Source organism: Methylocaldum sp. RMAD-M, from assembly GCF_017832375.1.
GTDB lineage: Bacteria > Pseudomonadota > Gammaproteobacteria > Methylococcales > Methylococcaceae > Methylocaldum.
Window position 1 is genome coordinate 209,941 of sequence record NZ_JAFIBZ010000001.1, and the last position, 16,316, is coordinate 226,256.

A 16,316-nucleotide genomic window follows, 5' to 3' on the forward strand; every position below is an offset into this window, starting at 1 on the left:
AAACATTCTCCGATGCGGTTTAGCGCCCTGGTAGGTCGGGAATCCCTTCCCAATCGCAAACGGCCTGGCCGGGAGCGCCGGCCAGCCCCTTCCCGACGCCGCGGGTTGACAAACCGTTTTCGTCGGCAAGGGATTGCCGACCTACGGTGGTGAGAAATGCTCTAAAGCAGAACCTTTAATCGTTCCGGATCGTCGTGCTGGAACCTCGAAACGACAATAACAAAGTGGGACTATGTTCAGAAATCTAACGCTTTTTTCCCTGGTTCTCGCCTTCTTTGTCATGGCGATGGGAGCCTATGTCCGCATTTCGGATGCCGGGCTAGGGTGTCCGGATTGGCCCGGCTGCTACGGAAAGATGATCGTCGAAGAGCCGCAAATCGCCGAGGCGTTGCGGCAGACGCCGTTCGACGCGGCCAAAGCCTGGAAAGAAATGATTCATCGCTATCTTGCCGGAGCCTTGGGCGTTTCGGTTTTGATACTGGCGGGACTCGTATTCCGGGTGCGGGAAAACCGGGGCAAGGCGATCGCATTGACTTACGCAAGCCTTGCCCTGGTGGTCGGACAAGCGCTACTCGGCATGTGGACGGTGAAATTCCTGGTCATGCCAGCGATCGTCACGGCCCATCTGATGGCGGGGTTCGTGACGCTTGCCCTGTTGTATTGGTTATACCGCACGGTGAGTCCGCAGATTCCGCCGGTCGGGGACACCCGTTGGCTGCGCCGCTTGAGCGGTTTTTCTTTGCTGTTGTTGTTCGCACAGATTTTTCTGGGCGGATGGACATCGTCCAATTACGCTGCGCTGTCCTGCCCCGATTTCCCCACGTGCATGGGTTCGCTGTGGCCGGATGCCGATTACGTCGACGGCTTTACGCTTTGGCGGGGTACCGGTCCCGACTATCAGAGAGGCGGATTGCCGCTGGACGCCCGCATCGCCATCCATTGGGCGCACCGTATCGGAGCCGTCGCAGTATTTCTGGTCCTCAGCCTGTTGGCCATGGGCATTACCTCGAATCGTAAGGTGCCCCACCTGAGCAAGGCCGGTGTGCTCCTCAGCTTTTTGCTGCTGGCGGAGATCAGCTTGGGGATCGCAGCGGTGCTGCTGCGCCTGCCGGTCGCCGTGGCGGTCGCGCACCATGCCGTGGCCGCGCTGCTTTGGCTGAATGTGCTCCATGCCTATCTTTATCTCCGCCTGCCGCGCCGAGTCGAAGCCGAAGAGCCCGCGCGCGAGGAAGCCGTCGAGCGCATCGGTGTCGCGCCGCCTGCCGAGGTCTTGCCGCCGGTCGTCCCGCCGGTTCCCGTCGAAAAGGTGCCTGCGCGGCCCACGCCGGAGGGCATGTTCGTTCGGCTCAAAAGCCAGCTCGGGAAAACCCGCAGCGGTCTGACCGGATTTCTGGGTACGCTGGCGCTCGGCAAGAAGGCCATCGATCGCGACGTCTTGGAAGACATCGAGTCCCAGTTGCTTATGGCCGACGTCGGCGTGACGGCGACTCAGGACATTATTCGCCATCTGACGGAAAGTCTGGAGCGGGATCAGCTAGCCGATGTCGGCACCTTGGCGGCCAGCCTCCGCGAGTATTTATACGATGTCCTGCGGCCCGTCAGCGTTCCGCTCGACATTCCGGCCGAGACGCGGCCGTTCGTGATCCTGGTCGTGGGCGTGAACGGCGTGGGCAAGACCACGACCATCGGCAAACTCGCCAAACGTCTTCAAAACCAAGGCCACAGCGTCATGCTGGCGGCCGGCGATACTTTCCGTGCTGCGGCGGTAGAGCAGTTGCAGACCTGGGGCGAGCGGAACAACGTCCAGGTGATCGCCCAACATACCGGGGCCGATTCGGCTTCGGTCATCTACGACGCGGTGCAGGCGGCCCAGGCGCGGGGCGTCGACGTGCTCATCGCCGATACCGCGGGACGTCTCCACACGAAATCGAATCTCATGGAGGAACTCAGCAAGATCAAGCGCATCATGGGCAGGCTGGACGAGACCGCGCCGCATGAGGTGCTCTTGGTGCTCGATGCGAGCACCGGCCAGAATGCGATTTCCCAAGCCAAGCTGTTCAACGAAGCGGTCGGGCTGACGGGCATCGCGCTCACCAAGCTCGACGGTACCGCCAAAGGCGGCGTCATTTTCGCCTTGGCCAAGCAGTTCGGGCTGCCCATCCGGTTCATCGGGATCGGCGAAGGCATCGATGATTTGCAGGATTTCGATGCGCGGAAATTTGTGGATGCTCTTTTTGCAGAGTAAGGCGGCGTAACCGCGCCGGAGCGTTTACCGCCGCCGATTACTCCGATCAGCGCGCGGGACGAGGAGGTTCTGCCGGTGCAGGCTTGGCCTCGTACAAGCCGGTCAGTTTGCGGCGAAACTCGTTGGTGATGTTCCTGATCTTGTCCCGGTTTTCGACGACGCGCGGGGTGAGCAGTATCACGAGTTCGGTGCGCCGCTTCGTTTTGCTGGTCGACCCGAATAAGGGGCCAATCCAGGGAAGCTTGTACAGTATCGGGATGCCGGTTCTATTCTGCTCCGCATTTTCGCTGATCAATCCTCCCAACGCGATGGTGTCTTCGCTCCTGACTGCGATGCTGCTCTTGATCTGCCTTTGGAAGAACGAGGGCGATCGGGTGTCTCCGAATGAGGCTTCACCTACGTCATCCACACTCTGCTCGACGTCCAGAGTGACCAGTCCGCCCGCGTTGACCCGAGGCCTGATGTTCAAGTTGACGCCCGTGTCGCGATACTGAATTTGGCTCGTGACGATGGGGTTGGTCGCGGCGCCGGCAGTAGTCGGGACGGATGAGGCGGTCAGGATCGGTACCTGGGTGCCCACCTTGATGGTTGCTTCTTGATTGTTGAGAACCATCAACGAAGGCGAGGACAGGACGTTCAGTTTGCGATCTCTCGCCAAGAGATCGAGCATGACCCGGATATCTCTGGAGGCGGCTACCAAGGAATAAGTAAATCCCCCTGCCAATGCCGCCTCCTGCAGCACTTCGGCGAGTGGATTGCGGAGTACGGCCGCTCCCGAGCCGTGCTGGATGAACCATCTGAGTCCGTACCGTAACTCGTCATCCAGAGTCACCTCGACGATAGACGCATCGATCAGAACCTGCAAAGGAGTCACGTCCAAAGCTTTGATGACTGCCTCGATCTCCTGGTATTCCTGGGCTTTGGCGATGATGATCAGGGCATTGTTCGAGGGATCGGCAACGATGCGCATTTCGCCGAACTCGGCGACGGCGGAGCGGCGTGCTTGTCGGGTGCCGTTGGCGCCTCGCCTGCCGGTGACCCCGCTTATTCCCGTGCCCGTGCCGATACCGGTGCCTGTTCCCAATCCGCCGGTTCGGCGAGTACCGCCCGTCGTTGTGCCGCCGATCGTATCGCTTCCGGTCGTGGAGCCGAAGCCACGGGTAGGTTGCGATGTCCCGGTAGTACCGAACGAAGATCCGTCCTGATCGCCAATGCCGCCCGCCGCACCGGCGCCGAACGCACCGATTTCCGTACCTGTCATTCCCGGGCTTATAGAAGGTCTGGGCGCTCTCCGCTGCGCAACTCCCTCGCCGAAAATACCGCTGAGGGTTTCGGCCAATTCCACGGCATCCACGTTCTGCACCCGATAAACGTGAATTCCACCCACTCGCGTGGTGCTATAGCGGTCGAGTCTTTCCACCCAGGTTTCCACTTCGTCCAAATAATGCGGTTGGGGAGTCACCGCCAAGATGGCGTTGAGCCGTTCGATGGGCAATAAGCGGACTACACCGGCCAGAGGTCCTTTGGCCGTGTCGCCCAACACTTTGTCCAGCTCTTGCGCTATCGTCGAAGGTTCGACGTTTCGAAGCGGATAAAAGCCGACCGACATGCCGCGCATGAAATCCACGTCGAAGAGGCGGATCGTATCGAGCACGCCTTCCAATTCCTCTCCGGTGCCGGCGAGTACCAGGATATTTCGGGTCTCATCGGCGCGGATGATGGACTTGGGCGGCATCATCGGTTCGATGACCTTTTGCATTTCCTGCACGCCCACGTAGCGCAATGGTACGACCCGCAACTGATAGCCGGAGGGGAGCGCCTGGCTGGGTACGCCGAGCCGGGCACCGGGAGCGTTGATCGTCGCCGTGGCGTCCGGTTCGATGCGGTACAGGTTTTGGTCGCGAATCAGTACTGCGCCGTTCATTTTGAGCAGCATTTCCAGCGTGGGGATCAGCTCCGCATCGGTAAGGGGACGCGCTGTCTGGAGGCTTACTTTGCCTGCTACCTTGGGGCTAAGCACGTAATTGACTCTCAGCATATCGCCCAGTATGACCTTGGCCACCTCGCCCAAGTCGGCATCGTCGAAATTAAGCGTGTATTTTCCCTCTTTAGCGGGCCGCCTTTCGGCAGGCGCTCCGGGGCCGATCAAACCGCCGGTGGCAGGGTAGTACTCGGGAGGCCTGACGGGCTGCGCCTCCAGGGGTTCGGTTTGGATAGGCGTAATCTCCGCTTCGGTCTTTTCGGTATCGATGGCGAGATTTGCCGGCAATTCAGGCTTTGTCGCAGCAGGTCCCATGTATTCGCATCCGGAGAACCCCAAGGCAACCACCAGCGGTGCAACTATGAATCGATTTGTTGTTTTGCGCATGGACTCTTTTCGTTTTTGATGTCTGGTCGTCAGTCTATCTAAAGCATTGTTTTGCAGGATGCGGTGAATACCCGAACCGCATTCTACGATTTATCACCATGATTCAACACGAATGACTACTCGGTAAAATCTCGAAAAATCGCCATTCCGGCATCTTTCGAGCAGAAAAGTGAAAGCAAAGGTTTCTTTCTCTCCCCGGATAAGACGCAGCACGTCGACCACTTGCAACGACTCCGCCCTCCATGAAGGCAGCTGAAGCAGAGCATACCGGATGCGCTCCAGGAAAGAACCGCCATCTGATCATGGCTACAGCCATTGGTGACACCGGAACGGGAAGCTTTCCTCTTTGCATCAAAAAAGCCTCATGAGTGGATTTTTCACGCCCTCATGAGACTCGGTATTCCTAATCGCTGAAGATATTGTTACTACTCTACGCCTTCGGCTTCTTCCTCAGCCGTTTCCTCTTCCTCGATGACTTCGGGTTCTTCCTCTGTTTCTTCAACCGCCGGAGGAGGCGGAGGCGCAGGCGGACGTGTCGCCGGCCTCGGAGGTGATGGCTGCTGCGGGACTTGCTGAGGCTGTCCTGGTGTCGCCTGAGCGGGTGCAGTCTTGGGTTTGGGTTTGAGCAGCATCAGCTCTCGTTGTTCGTCGTCACGTTGCAGCGTTACTTTATCCGGGGCGAACTCGACCAATGTCCAACCTTCGATCGAACCGTTTTTCTTCAAGCGTTTGTACTTGCCTTTGGCGTCTACCAGGAGGGCAGTCTTGTCGGTCGGAGTGAAAGCGATCCCCATCAGCTTCACGGTCAGAGGCATATCCGGTGTCGCCGTAGCCGTTGTTTCCCCTCCTTCCGCTCCGGGGCGGCGGCCTTCCATGAATAACGGGCGCTCGACGATCGTTTCGTATTCCTGAATGTCGGGCAGTTCGAAATCTTCGGCGTCGACCGGCTCGGTTGCTTCCTGACTCGCGGCTTTTTCCGAAGGTGTCGCCGCGATCGATCGCTTGTTTTTCAACACCGCCGATTCGACAGCGACGCCGATGAGCAGCACACTTGCAATGCCGGCCAAAATCAAACTGAGTAAATTGTCGCGGGCCCACTTGGTCATGGCTTAATTGCCCTGCATGTAACCGATAACGTCAAAGTCCACGCTCAGCTTATCGACCGGCTGGGACTGCTTGGTCGCCGGATTGCGCGGCATCCGAATCGGCCGGATATTGATGTTCTCCACGAACAGCATGGGCTTCGAGGTCTCGATGCTGTGCAGAACATCCCGCAATACGTCAGTGCTGCCGTTGACACGTATCTTGACGGCGATTCGCGTGAAATTTTCTTCCTTCCGCTCGGGGATCACCTGGGTGCTGGTCAGCTCGCCGCCGGCTTGGCTTACGATCTCTTTGACCATCGACTGCAAATCGGCGGAAGCCAAGGCCGCAGTATCGCGCGCAATAAAGCGCTCGTCCTGCTGTCCCGCGGCTTTGATCTGTTCCAGCTTGGCGAGCAGCTCGTCCTTTTCTGCGGCGACTTTTTGATAGCGTTGCAGACGAAACCGTAAATCGTCGACGGTTTCGCCGTACTCCCGGGCAAGATCGACCAGCGGGGCAATCGCCACCACATAAAGCAGGGCGATGGCACCGACTAGGATTCCTAGGGCCAGGAGCTGCGGTTTACTCAGTTGCAGCCGGTTTTTCAGAAAACCTCCCGTTGACGACTTCGCTGGCGATTTGAAAACGTTCCAATCCACTGGCCATGTCTTTTGTCACCGGCGACACAAAACTGGTATTTTGAAAGAACGGCGATGCTTCTATCAGCCCGATCAAGGCCGAAGCGGATGGTGACTGTCCTTGTACGACCAGCCGGTGATCCCGGTACTGCAAGCCGTTGAGCCAGGTTTGATCGGGCATGACGTCGGTCAGCTCCTTGAGCATGTCCACCATGGCCGGCTCGGTACGCTTCTTCTGCTGAAGAAATCTCGTCTGGTGCACCAAATCCTCTACTTGTTGGCGCAAGGATTCGACTTCCTTGGCGGTCTTGCTGGCCTTTTTCACTTCCTGTTCCAGGTCCAGTGCGATCGATCGATTGGTCCAGATCGGCAGAACTCCCAGCGTGATCAAGAGCGATGCGATCAAAGCGGCAAGTGCCAAATTGATTCTGTATGGCCAAGGATTGCGTGGCGGCCGGTACTGCTCGGGCAATAAATCGTACGCCCCGATCGGGGAGTCGCCCGCCGCATCGACGACGTCCGGTCGCCATCCCCAAACCGCCAATTCTTCCAGCAAGGCATCCAATTTGTTGCGGGGCGCCAATACCAGTTCCGCCTTGATCTGCCGATTCGTCGGCGACCGCTCCAGCAGGCGCGCCGAGTAATAAACGTGATCGCTCTTGAATGGCGTCAGGCGATCCATTTCAAATGCCGCCACCTGATTCAGGTTTTCTTCGGCCGCCAACGGAAGCTTTAACGATTTCCGCAAGCACTGGCCTGGCGTCAAGCGCAGGATTGTTTTTGCCTCGGCCAGCGTCGGCATGCTTTCTATGAGGCGTTCCCGTTTTTGGCTGCCGCTCTCGTCCAAGCTGAAATAGCCGAGCGGGCGGTCCTCTTCATCGTTGTGGTAGACCGCATTCACGCCATCGTCATCCTTGGTCAATATCAGATATTCACTGGATGCACCGAGAAGTTTTCTCAATTTCGCCGGCACGAGAAAGGACAATTCGCCGCTCCACCAGCGGAAGAATCTTGCGGCATCGAGATTGATCGGCGTATCGAGTTTCAGCATGTGTACTGCATGTGTGCTATTGGTCGAGCGCTACGCCGACTGTCTGCGGTTTCCATCTCAGGAAAACGAAAGGGCTTCCCCCAGGGCGTCTCGCTTCCCGTCGGATGACGGCCATAGCCGGCGGATCGGAATGGTTTCGCGATATCGGGCGGGCGAGAATCGTGTAAACCGAATCCCCGGTCGAGTGGAACCGAATTCCGGGAATGGCGGGAAGCGGAGGAGGTGGTGTATTCCCGGTTCCGCTCTCACGGGCGGCGAGAAAGCTGTCCACCGCCTGGCTGTTTCCGTCGGTCAGGGCCAGTAAAACAGTTATCGAGGCCTTTGCCGGGTTGACGCCATCGACGTTATTGTAGACTGTGAAAAAGGGCTCCAATTTTTGGTATAGCGACGGTGTAATTCCCAAAACGCCGCGGAGTTCTTCCAGCACGAGAAAATTACGGTTTTGCGGCATCTGATCCAGCCCGGCGGCGCGGTATTCGGCGGACTCGGCCCCACTGAGACGCTTTAGGTCATCGCTGTCGCGCCAGTCGAAAATGGCATCGGCCAATTTTACCGCCTGATCTTCGTCTTGGGTCACTTTGGTCAATATAGTCCGTAGTGTCGATTCTCGGGCGGCGTTGAGATCGATTTTTCCTGCCTCGTCGTAAATGCGTACTTCGATGGGAACGCCGCCCAATGCCAGTCGATAAGGAGTGCCGTCCGCGCGCCATCGCTGCGCCGCATTCGGCAAACTCAGCATGAACATGGCGTAATGTATGCCGCCGTCGGATAAGGCAACCGCCTTGGCGCGTTCCCGGGAATTGGTCACCAATGAGGTTTCCCGCTGGGTCGACAGCGCGAAACTGCCCGCCATGATGGTCATCAAAGCCAGTATCCAGAGCACCAAAATCAGGGCTACGCCTTGCTGTCCCGTTCGTGCGTGAAACGCCATAGGCATTATCGGTGAGTTCGCAGCGCGATCACTAAAGGAGGCCAGGGTTCTTCATGCTCCGGTTCGATTTGCACTTGAATCAGCATCGGCAACTGAGACTGCTGCCATTCCGGCAGCCAAGTCGAATTGCTTGTTTGAGCGGTCTGAAGATTTTCCGGCAGGTAGGACAATTTGATTTGATCCAGATTTTCCAGCAGCAATACATCTTCGATCGGCTCGGCCGCTACGGTGGCTTCGCGCGAATTCGGGTTCGAGACGTACGGCCGCATGGCGACCTTCAGATCGTTATGTTGCCCGTCCCTAGCGACATATAATCTGAATCGATATAGACCGCCGGCCTTGACCTGCGGCGGCATTGTCGAAACATATTCGAGCCAATCCTCTCCGCCTCTCAAGGAAATGGCGACGCCTTCGGACTCTTCCATCTCGACCAGAGGCAAAGCGCTTCCGATGTGGTTGCGCAAAAAATTCTCCACGAGGAAAAGCCGGCTTGCCCGCGCCATTTTGTCCTCGCCGCTGTCCCAACTGGTTACCCCGATACGCAAACTGCCGAATAACAAAAGCATCATGACGCCGAGCAGAGTCGTGGCGATGAGTACCTCGATCAGAGTGAAGCCGGCGCTGGTCCGGTGCTTATGCGCGGTCATCATCAAAAACTGCTGATTCCTGCTGCTTTGTTAGGCAGCAGCCTGAGTGTCGTAAGCTCGAAGAAGCGGGGTTCATCGCCTTCCTCCCACTCTATGCTGAGATCCACCTGATAGGGCGCGACAGGCAAGTTCTCGGCAAACGGGATCTGTTCCTCCCCTTGATAGGGGGTTACGCGCATAGTCCAACGAAAAATCGCGTCGATTTCGCCGCTCGTTTCGCCCGGCTGCAAAGGGGTCTCCAAGTCGGCAGCCGCAAGCAGCGATTCGGAGATCACGACCGCGCGAGCGTACTTGTCGGCGAGTCCCGAGATTCGTCCGGCGCCGCCGAAAATACGGAGCAGCACGCCCAAAGCCAGAGCCAGGATGGCGAAAGCGACCAGGATTTCGAGCAAGGAGAATCCGCGTTGTTTAGTCTTCACGGATTACGACCTCCCCGGTGAGCCAATTCACGTCCACCAGGCGCTTTTTCCCGGCCGCCTCCAAGGTCACCCGCCCGCCGGTCGAGGAGCCGTCCGGGAAGAAACGGATATTGCCGATTCCTTCGTCTCCGGCTTCCCTCTCGGCGGTGTAAAGACTGAGGCGGACGCTGTCGGGCAGTGAGAAATGTTTTCGGCGACCGCTGACCCGGTAGGCTTTGCGGTTCACGTCGAGCTCGAATGTTGCCTCGCGCGCTCCGCTGAGCGCCTGTCCGCGTGCATAGCGCAGGCCGGACGCGATATCCCGCGTGGCAGCCGTCAGCTGGGCACGGTTCAGAAGCGGCGTGACGTTCGGTACCGCCACCGCCGTCAGTGCGGCGGCTATAGCCAGCGCCAACAGCATCTCCAGCAACGTGAATCCGCCCGACCGTGAGGGGCCGCGGGCTTCGGCTCGGAACCTTGCGTGCGGACGCCGAACCTTGTGTTTGACCGCGCGAACGGGGTACCTCAGGCTATCGAGTTTTCGGTGCGCAAATGGATTTCTCGCCTGCTGCAGCGTCTTTTTTTCAAGCCCGAGGCATTCGAAGAACACGCCTTTCTATTCCCAGCTTACGATATCCTGGTCCTCGCCTTCGCCGCCCTCGGCGTTGTCGGCCCCCAGGGTGAAAAGATCGAATTTTCCGTGCTGGCCGGGCGAAGCGTAATGATAAGGATTGTTCCAGGGATCGACCGGGACCCTTTTCTTGCGGAGGTAAGGGCCGTTCCAGATTTTGGCGTTGCTCGGTTGCTCGATGAGCGCTGCGAGTCCCTCGTCGGTGGCCGGGTAGCGGCCCACATCCAACCGGTACATGTCGAGCGCGGAAGAGAGTTCCTCGATTTGCAGCTTGGCGGTTTTGGTCTTGGATTCTCCCAGGTGCTTGACGACCTGAGGCCCGACCAAGCCGGCCAGCATGCCGATGATGGCCAGTACGACCAAGAGTTCGATCAGGGTAAAACCGCGCTGAGCGCGGCCATGATGATGTCGATGTTTTTGCATAAGAGTACGAATCATAAGTAAAACGGAATCAGGTAAACGGGTGGATGGTATAAAAACCGTGTTAAAAAGCGAGGTCATTGACGCTCAGGATCGCCATCAAAATCGAGATGATGATTCCGGCGATCATGAGACCTAGGCCAACGATTAACACGGGTTCCAGCAGAGCCAGCATACGCTGTACGGAAATCTTGATCTCCTTGTCGTAAGTGACCGCGACCCGTTCCAGCATCTCGGCCAAATGGCCGGATTCCTCGCCCAGCTTGATCATCTGCATGGCCAAGGTCGGAAACAGACCGCTCTCGATCAGGGGCGCCGACAGGCTTCCGCCTCTTTTGAGGCTTTCCACGGCTACTCCGACTCCGTCGACGATCACTCGATTTCCGAGCGTCTCCCTGACGATGGTCAGGGCCGCCAGCATGGAGACACCGTTGGCGAGCAAGGTCGCCAAAGTGCGGCTGAAACTGGCGACTTCCAGTTTGCGGATCAGGTCTCCTACCAAAGGCAGGTTCAACAACCGGGCATCCCACACCTGGCGACGCTCCTGGTCCGCGAACTGATACCGAAAATAGCTGGCGATGCCCGCGATCAGCATCAGAAGCACCCACCAGTAGGATTGCAGTCCCTCTGCCACGCCGATTACGATTTGAGTCGGCACCGGAAGTTCCTTGCCGGCGGATTCGAACATTTCGGTGAACTGCGGAACCACGAAGGTCAACAGGAGCAACAACGACAAAACCGCCATGGTGACCAGGATGGCGGGATAAATCAGCGCGGTGGTGACCGTATCGCGGAGCTCCTTGGATCGTTCCAGATAATCCGACAAGCGCTCCAACACCAGTTCCAGCGCGCCGCCCGCTTCGCCGGCACGGATCAAATTGATATAGAACCGCGAGAAAACGCCGCCCTGTGCTTCCAGAGCGTCGGACAGCTGCGCGCCGCCCTTGACCGAATCCAGCACTTTGGCGATCAAACCGTTCAAAGCCGGTTCGTTCGCGGTCAGTTCGAGCAGCACGGTCAGCGCACGATCGAGCGGCAGCCCGGCGTGCAGCAGGGTCAGCAGTTCGCGCGTGAACAAGGCGATCTGTTTCTGGGAAATCCGGTTCTTGCTGCGCTTGAGGCTCAACCAGGCGAACGGCCGCGATTTCGCCGGCGCTACCCGAATCGGCAAGAATCCTTCGTTTTGCAGGGCCAGGATCAAGGTGGCTTCGTCGGCGGCTTCGCGCTCCGCTTCCACCGTTTCTCCATCCCGATCGACGGCCTTGTAGACGTAAAGAGCCATAATCCTCAGCTATCCGAAGTGACGCGCAAAACTTCCTCGATCGTGGTCAGGCCCATGACGGCCTTGCGCAAGCCGTCTTCGTACATGGTGTACATACCCTCCTGCAGGGCCAGTTCCTCGATCTGCCGCGACTGGGCATGGCTCATCACCAGACGGCGGATACCGTCGCTCATGACCAAGAATTCCTGGATTGCAAGGCGTCCGCGATAGCCGGTTCCGTCGCACTGCTCGCAGCCTTTGGGGTGATGCAGGATCACCGGACCATCGGCGAACCTCGCCAGCCTCATTTCTTCCACCATCTCGGCCATGGCGGGATAGGGCTCGCGACAATTCGGGCAGAGGCGGCGCACCAGGCGTTGCCCCAGGATGCCGTTCACGGTGGAGGTGATGAGATAATCCTCCAAGCCCATATCCATGAGGCGGGTTACGCCGCCCGCGGCGTCGTTGGTATGCAGCGTCGATAACACCAAATGGCCGGTAAGCGCCGATTGCACGGCGATGCGAGCCGTTTCCAAATCGCGCATTTCGCCGATCATGATGACATCCGGGTCTTGCCGGACGATCGAGCGCAGGGCGTTGGCGAAAGTCAGTCCGATCTGGGGCTTGGTCTGGATTTGGTTGACGCCTTCCAGCTGATACTCCACCGGATCTTCGACGGTGATGATCTTGCGCTCGGGCGTATTGAGCTTGTGCAGCGCCGTGTACAGCGTGGTGCTTTTGCCGCTGCCGGTGGGGCCCGTTATCAGGATGATGCCGTGGGGAAGCGCCAGCACGTTCAGGAATCGTTCGAGCATGGCTCCCTCGAAGCCGAGGGACGAAAAATCGAAGACGATGCTTTCCTTGTGCAGGAGACGAATGACGACGCTTTCGCCATACATGGTCGGTACGGTAGAGACGCGCAAATCCAGCTCCTTGCCCTGCACCTGGAGCTTGATGCGCCCGTCCTGGGGCAGGCGGCGCTCGGCGATGTTGAGCTTGGCCATGATCTTGATGCGCGAAATTACGGCCGCGGTGGATCTGACCGGCGGGGCTTCCACCTCGCGCAACACGCCGTCGACCCGAAAGCGGACCTTGAGCCGCTGTTCGAATGGTTCCACGTGAATGTCGGATGCACGGGATTCCACCGCCCGCTGCATGATCAGATTGACCATGCGGATCACCGGCGCTTCGGAGGCCAGGTCCTTGAGGTGCTCCACATCGGCTTCGTCGATTTCCTCGTCGCTGCCCAGGTCTTCGACGATTTGCCCCATCAGGGTCTTTCCGGAACCGAGTTGCTGCTCGAGCGCTCGGTCGATTTCGGACGGCAGTCCCACATACGGCCGCACGGGGTTTTCGCAGGCCAGGGCGAGGGCGGCCAACAGATCGTGATCGAACGGATCCGCCACCGCCACGATGAATTCATTATCTTGGGCGGCTATGCCGACTACGTGATTTTCCTTGAGAAAACGGATGGCCACGGTGTCAGGAAGCGGCGAGGTGTCCGGATAGTCCGCGGGCGACACCAGGGGCAATGACCCGACCTCGGCCAATATTTCCGCGGTATCGCGCTCGGAAACGATGCCGAGCCTGGCCAGAAGCGCGGGCAGCTTCTGTTCGTCGGCTTGCGCCGCCAAGCGTTTTGCGCGGTGGATTTCCGCCTCGCGCACCTTCCCGCGCCTGACGAGTTCATCGGCAAAACGCTCGTACGGGTGTTCCACAATGGATTCCGCGTAGGTTGCCGGCGGATTTAGCTGTTGCGGTGCAATGGCCAAAGTCTTTTCTCGCATAAAGCAAAGCGCCTTAGACCCAAAAAGATCTAAAAGTGCCGGATCGGAACCGAAATATTTAATTTCTCAGCAGAAATCGAAGGGAATATTACACTAAATCGCCAATAACAACCGGTTTGCCGATATCCTTGGGCGAAATCCCAGCCGTTTTCGGCTTGCTCGGCGACAGTTGGTCCGAGTTTTTTCATTGATTTGACCAAGTGCGTTAAGAGTCGTTGCATGCCGGACCCTCTATGGTCGTGCCATAGGTCTTTTATCGGCGAAGGATGAAAAGCGGCGTTGCCCGGCAATCCGGGCGACGCGATATCGGATCGGCGGAGAAACGTACTCGTCCCACTTGAGCCGTGACCTCGACTGGGTTCGGCGCAGGCGGCCGATACCACGCGATGCCGGTTAGTGAAGATGACTAAGATCACCCCGGCAGGGAATGACGGCTTAACTTAAGTGCATTGCGATACCACGAAAGGGGTTGCCCGCCTTTTTCCGGCTTCATATTATCCTAGAAAGGGCAATTGACCGCTTCGATGGGCTCGAAGAACTTCATGAGTCCCGGCTATTCCGGCTTTTATCCGCTTCGCCGCTTGGGTGAAGCTGCGGCTCACCCGATTGCCGTTTCTAGGATTATTCCCGTTCAATCTTAAATACTTGGATTTATCTATGAATTTACTCGCCTCGGAAGTATTTGAGCGTTTCAGGACTCAGGGTCTGATCGTCGACCACCGCGGACCTGATCAAGTCATCCGCCGCCTCGCGCCTGTCGACGATTGCGCGCCCGGGGACTTGGTGTTCGTAGATCATGTGAAATATCTGCCCCAAGTCCGTGAACTGAAGCCCGCCGCAGTAGTGACTACCGAGGCGATCGCCGCAGAATTGAGCGATGCCGGGGCGTCTCTGCTGATCGCACCGAATGTGCGCCTGGCCATCGCGCTGCTCAAGCAGACTTACGGCGACCGCGACGTGCGGGATGTCGAATGGCCCCGGATTCACCCTTCCGCGGTGATTCACGAGAGCGTCGCGGTGCCCGAGGATGCGGTGATCGGTCCCGGCGTGGTGCTAGGCGCCGAGGTCAGTCTCGGCCCCGGCGTAGTGATCATGGCGAATACGGTGGTGGAAAAGAAGGCGAAAATCGGGCGGGAGACGGTGATCCATCCGCGCTGCACCGTCGGCTACGAGTGCGAGATCGGCGCAAACGTCATCCTGAAGGCCGGCTGCGTGATCGGCTCGGAAGGTTTCGGGTTCGCCCAGGACGAGCGCCGTCGCAATTACCGCATTCCGCACACCGGCAAGGTTATCGTCGAGGACCGGGTAGTGATCGGCGCCAATACCAATATCGATCGCGCCACCTACGGAGCCACCATCATACGCTCAGGAGCCGTAATCGATGCCCTGTGCCATATCGGCCACAACGTCGAAATCGGCGAAGACTGCATTCTCTGCGCTCATACCGGCATTTCCGGGTCGACCCGGTTCGGGAAAAGGGTCATCGCTTCCGGCCAGACCGGAACCCTGGACCATATCACCGTGGCCGACGACGTCGTGCTGCTCCACCGCGCCGGGCTCCACAACAGCATCAAGCAGCCCGGCATGTACGCCGGCGGGCCCGCCCAGCCGTTACAGCAATATCTGAAAAACATGGCGGTTTTTCCGCGCTTGCACGAGATGTGGACGCGGTTGAAGAATCTGGAGAAAAAAATGGCTGACTTGGCGAAGGCTGAGTGATATGAAAATCGCCACTTGGAACGTCAACTCCCTGCGCGTACGTCTGCCCCACGTTTTGAACTGGCTCGGACGGGAACAGCCCGATGTGCTTGCCGTTCAAGAAACCAAGATGAGCGATCCGGAGTTTCCGGTCGCGGAACTGGCCGAGGCCGGCTATCTCTCGGTTTACAGCGGACAGAAAACCTATAACGGCGTTGCGGTGTTCAGCAAGCTCGATTGTTGCGATCCGGTCACCGATCCGACAGGCTTCGACGATCCTCAGCGGCGCATTCTTGCGGTTACTATCGGCGACTACCGGATCGTCAATCTTTACGTGCCGAACGGCGGGGAGGTGGGTTCGGACAAGTACGCCTACAAGCTGGACTGGCTGTCCAAGATGCGCGATTACCTGCGCCTCGAATTCGAGCGTCACCCGCGCTTGGTCGTTCTGGGCGATTTCAACATCGCGCCCGAGGATCGGGACGTCTATGATCCCGAGTCCTGGCGCGAGAGGATTCTCTGCAGCACGCCGGAGCGGGAGGCGTTTCGCGCCTTGCTCGATTTAGGGTTAATCGACGTTTTCCGGCGCTTCGATCAGGCCGAAAAGAGCTATACGTGGTGGGATTACCGTCTCAATGCGTTCCGTCGCAACATGGGGCTGCGGATCGATCATATTCTGGTCAGTGCCCTGCTGGCCGACGATTGCTTGGGCTGCCGCATCGATGTCGAGCCCAGAAAGCTCGAACGGCCGTCCGATCATGCCCCGGTGGTGGTAGAATTCCGGGCCTGACCGGAGGCGGCTCACTTAACGGGTGAAAACGTCGCCGGATTCTACTCGATCCGAATTCGCTCAAAGCTTCCGGTCTCCGTGATCCACAGAATCCCGTCGCCGCGTTTTCCGGTGCGGCAGTTTTCACGGATGATTTGGACGATCTCATCCACCTTGTCGTCCGGGGCGACGATTTCCACCCGAACCTTGGGCGAAAAATCGGTCAATTCTTCCCGAATGCCGTGGCTGACTTCCGGTTCCTCGTGCTGGCTGCAACCTTCCACCCGGCTCACAGTCATTCCCGGAAAGCCGCGCATCTGGCGGAATGCGTTTCTGAGCTTGCTCAGCCGCTGGGGCTGGATGATGGCTTTGATCTCTTTCATGGACTC

Annotated in this window: 15 protein-coding genes; 3 read left to right on the forward strand and 12 right to left on the reverse strand. The window is 58.5% G+C overall.

The window, feature by feature from the left end:
* Nucleotides 1-232: 232 nt before the first annotated feature.
* A complete protein-coding gene (gene ftsY, locus JOD69_RS00910; protein ID WP_086135121.1) occupies nucleotides 233-2,245 on the forward strand; it encodes a signal recognition particle-docking protein FtsY in 2,013 nt (670 codons plus the stop codon).
* Between the two features lie 46 nt (nucleotides 2,246-2,291).
* Here the strand turns inward: ftsY and gspD are convergent, their stop codons facing one another.
* The 11 genes from gspD to gspE all read right to left on the reverse strand — a co-directional run bounded on the left by gspD (nucleotide 2,292) and on the right by gspE (nucleotide 13,460).
* On the reverse strand, nucleotides 2,292-4,613 hold the full coding sequence (gene gspD / locus JOD69_RS00915) for a type II secretion system secretin GspD (protein WP_077732504.1): 2,322 nt from the start codon (nucleotides 4,611-4,613) through the stop codon (nucleotides 2,292-2,294).
* A 425-nt stretch (nucleotides 4,614-5,038) separates the two neighbouring features.
* Nucleotides 5,039-5,719, reverse strand: coding sequence for a hypothetical protein (locus tag JOD69_RS00920; protein WP_077732503.1), 681 nt, complete (start codon nucleotides 5,717-5,719; stop codon nucleotides 5,039-5,041).
* A gap of 3 nt (nucleotides 5,720-5,722) precedes the next feature.
* Nucleotides 5,723-6,355: a type II secretion system protein GspM gene (gene gspM, locus JOD69_RS00925; protein ID WP_077732532.1), complete on the reverse strand. Its 633-nt coding sequence runs from the start codon at nucleotides 6,353-6,355 to the stop codon at nucleotides 5,723-5,725.
* Nucleotides 6,279-7,385: a PilN domain-containing protein gene (locus tag JOD69_RS00930; RefSeq protein ID WP_086135122.1), complete on the reverse strand. Its 1,107-nt coding sequence runs from the start codon at nucleotides 7,383-7,385 to the stop codon at nucleotides 6,279-6,281. The genes gspM and JOD69_RS00930 overlap by 77 nt, the downstream gene beginning before the upstream one ends.
* A gap of 16 nt (nucleotides 7,386-7,401) precedes the next feature.
* Entirely contained in the window at nucleotides 7,402-8,316 is a 915-nt protein-coding gene (locus JOD69_RS00935) for a type II secretion system protein GspK (protein ID WP_166642577.1), read from the reverse strand.
* Nucleotides 8,317-8,321: 5 nt separating this feature from the next.
* The gene (locus JOD69_RS00940) at nucleotides 8,322-8,966 is read right to left on the reverse strand and encodes a prepilin-type N-terminal cleavage/methylation domain-containing protein (RefSeq protein ID WP_077732500.1); all 645 of its coding nucleotides are present in this window, start codon (nucleotides 8,964-8,966) and stop codon (nucleotides 8,322-8,324) included.
* Entirely contained in the window at nucleotides 8,966-9,382 is a 417-nt protein-coding gene (locus JOD69_RS00945; RefSeq protein ID WP_077732499.1) for a type II secretion system protein, read from the reverse strand. Before JOD69_RS00945 ends, JOD69_RS00940 begins: the two co-directional genes overlap by 1 nt.
* Complete coding sequence (locus JOD69_RS00950; protein WP_276205421.1) at nucleotides 9,372-9,971, reverse strand: GspH/FimT family protein; 600 nt, start codon at nucleotides 9,969-9,971, stop codon at nucleotides 9,372-9,374. Before JOD69_RS00950 ends, JOD69_RS00945 begins: the two co-directional genes overlap by 11 nt.
* 6 nt (nucleotides 9,972-9,977) lie before the next feature.
* Nucleotides 9,978-10,415 carry a type II secretion system major pseudopilin GspG gene (gene gspG / locus JOD69_RS00955; RefSeq protein ID WP_077732498.1) on the reverse strand — a complete coding sequence of 146 codons (438 nt, stop codon included), beginning with the start codon at nucleotides 10,413-10,415 and terminating at the stop codon, nucleotides 9,978-9,980.
* A gap of 61 nt (nucleotides 10,416-10,476) precedes the next feature.
* Complete coding sequence (locus tag JOD69_RS00960) at nucleotides 10,477-11,694, reverse strand: type II secretion system F family protein (protein ID WP_077732497.1); 1,218 nt, start codon at nucleotides 11,692-11,694, stop codon at nucleotides 10,477-10,479.
* 5 nt (nucleotides 11,695-11,699) lie between these two features.
* Nucleotides 11,700-13,460, reverse strand: coding sequence for a type II secretion system ATPase GspE (gene gspE / locus JOD69_RS00965; protein ID WP_086135123.1), 1,761 nt, complete (start codon nucleotides 13,458-13,460; stop codon nucleotides 11,700-11,702).
* Nucleotides 13,461-14,117: 657 nt separating this feature from the next.
* Here gspE and lpxD point away from each other — a divergent pair.
* Together lpxD and xth are read left to right on the forward strand one after the other, a co-directional pair.
* Complete coding sequence (gene lpxD / locus JOD69_RS00970; RefSeq protein WP_077732733.1) at nucleotides 14,118-15,179, forward strand: UDP-3-O-(3-hydroxymyristoyl)glucosamine N-acyltransferase; 1,062 nt, start codon at nucleotides 14,118-14,120, stop codon at nucleotides 15,177-15,179.
* Between the two features lies 1 nt (nucleotide 15,180).
* The gene (xth, locus tag JOD69_RS00975) at nucleotides 15,181-15,948 is read left to right on the forward strand and encodes an exodeoxyribonuclease III (protein WP_086135124.1); all 768 of its coding nucleotides are present in this window, start codon (nucleotides 15,181-15,183) and stop codon (nucleotides 15,946-15,948) included.
* 41 nt (nucleotides 15,949-15,989) lie between these two features.
* On the opposite strand, the gene JOD69_RS00980 is transcribed toward xth, so the two are convergent.
* Nucleotides 15,990-16,310, reverse strand: a complete 321-nt coding sequence (locus JOD69_RS00980) for a P-II family nitrogen regulator (protein WP_077732735.1) — start codon at nucleotides 16,308-16,310, stop codon at nucleotides 15,990-15,992.
* Nucleotides 16,311-16,316: the final 6 nt, after the last annotated feature.

Excerpts from the sequence above, each read along its gene's own strand:
- JOD69_RS00920 (WP_077732503.1), bottom strand. The coding sequence starts at position 5,719 with ATGACCAAGTGGGCCCGCGACAATTTACTCAGTTTGATTTTGGCCGGC.
- gspG (WP_077732498.1), bottom strand. The coding sequence starts at position 10,415 with ATGCAAAAACATCGACATCATCATGGCCGCGCTCAGCGCGGTTTTACC.
- JOD69_RS00960 (WP_077732497.1), bottom strand. The coding sequence starts at position 11,694 with ATGGCTCTTTACGTCTACAAGGCCGTCGATCGGGATGGAGAAACGGTG.
- xth (WP_086135124.1), top strand. The coding sequence starts at position 15,181 with ATGAAAATCGCCACTTGGAACGTCAACTCCCTGCGCGTACGTCTGCCC.
- JOD69_RS00940 (WP_077732500.1), bottom strand. The coding sequence starts at position 8,966 with ATGATGACCGCGCATAAGCACCGGACCAGCGCCGGCTTCACTCTGATC.
- lpxD (WP_077732733.1), top strand. The coding sequence starts at position 14,118 with ATGAATTTACTCGCCTCGGAAGTATTTGAGCGTTTCAGGACTCAGGGT.
- gspE (WP_086135123.1), bottom strand. The coding sequence starts at position 13,460 with ATGCGAGAAAAGACTTTGGCCATTGCACCGCAACAGCTAAATCCGCCG.
- gspD (WP_077732504.1), bottom strand. The coding sequence starts at position 4,613 with ATGCGCAAAACAACAAATCGATTCATAGTTGCACCGCTGGTGGTTGCC.
- ftsY (WP_086135121.1), top strand. The coding sequence starts at position 233 with ATGTTCAGAAATCTAACGCTTTTTTCCCTGGTTCTCGCCTTCTTTGTC.
- JOD69_RS00930 (WP_086135122.1), bottom strand. The coding sequence starts at position 7,385 with ATGCTGAAACTCGATACGCCGATCAATCTCGATGCCGCAAGATTCTTC.
- JOD69_RS00935 (WP_166642577.1), bottom strand. The coding sequence starts at position 8,316 with ATGGCGTTTCACGCACGAACGGGACAGCAAGGCGTAGCCCTGATTTTG.
- JOD69_RS00980 (WP_077732735.1), bottom strand. The coding sequence starts at position 16,310 with ATGAAAGAGATCAAAGCCATCATCCAGCCCCAGCGGCTGAGCAAGCTC.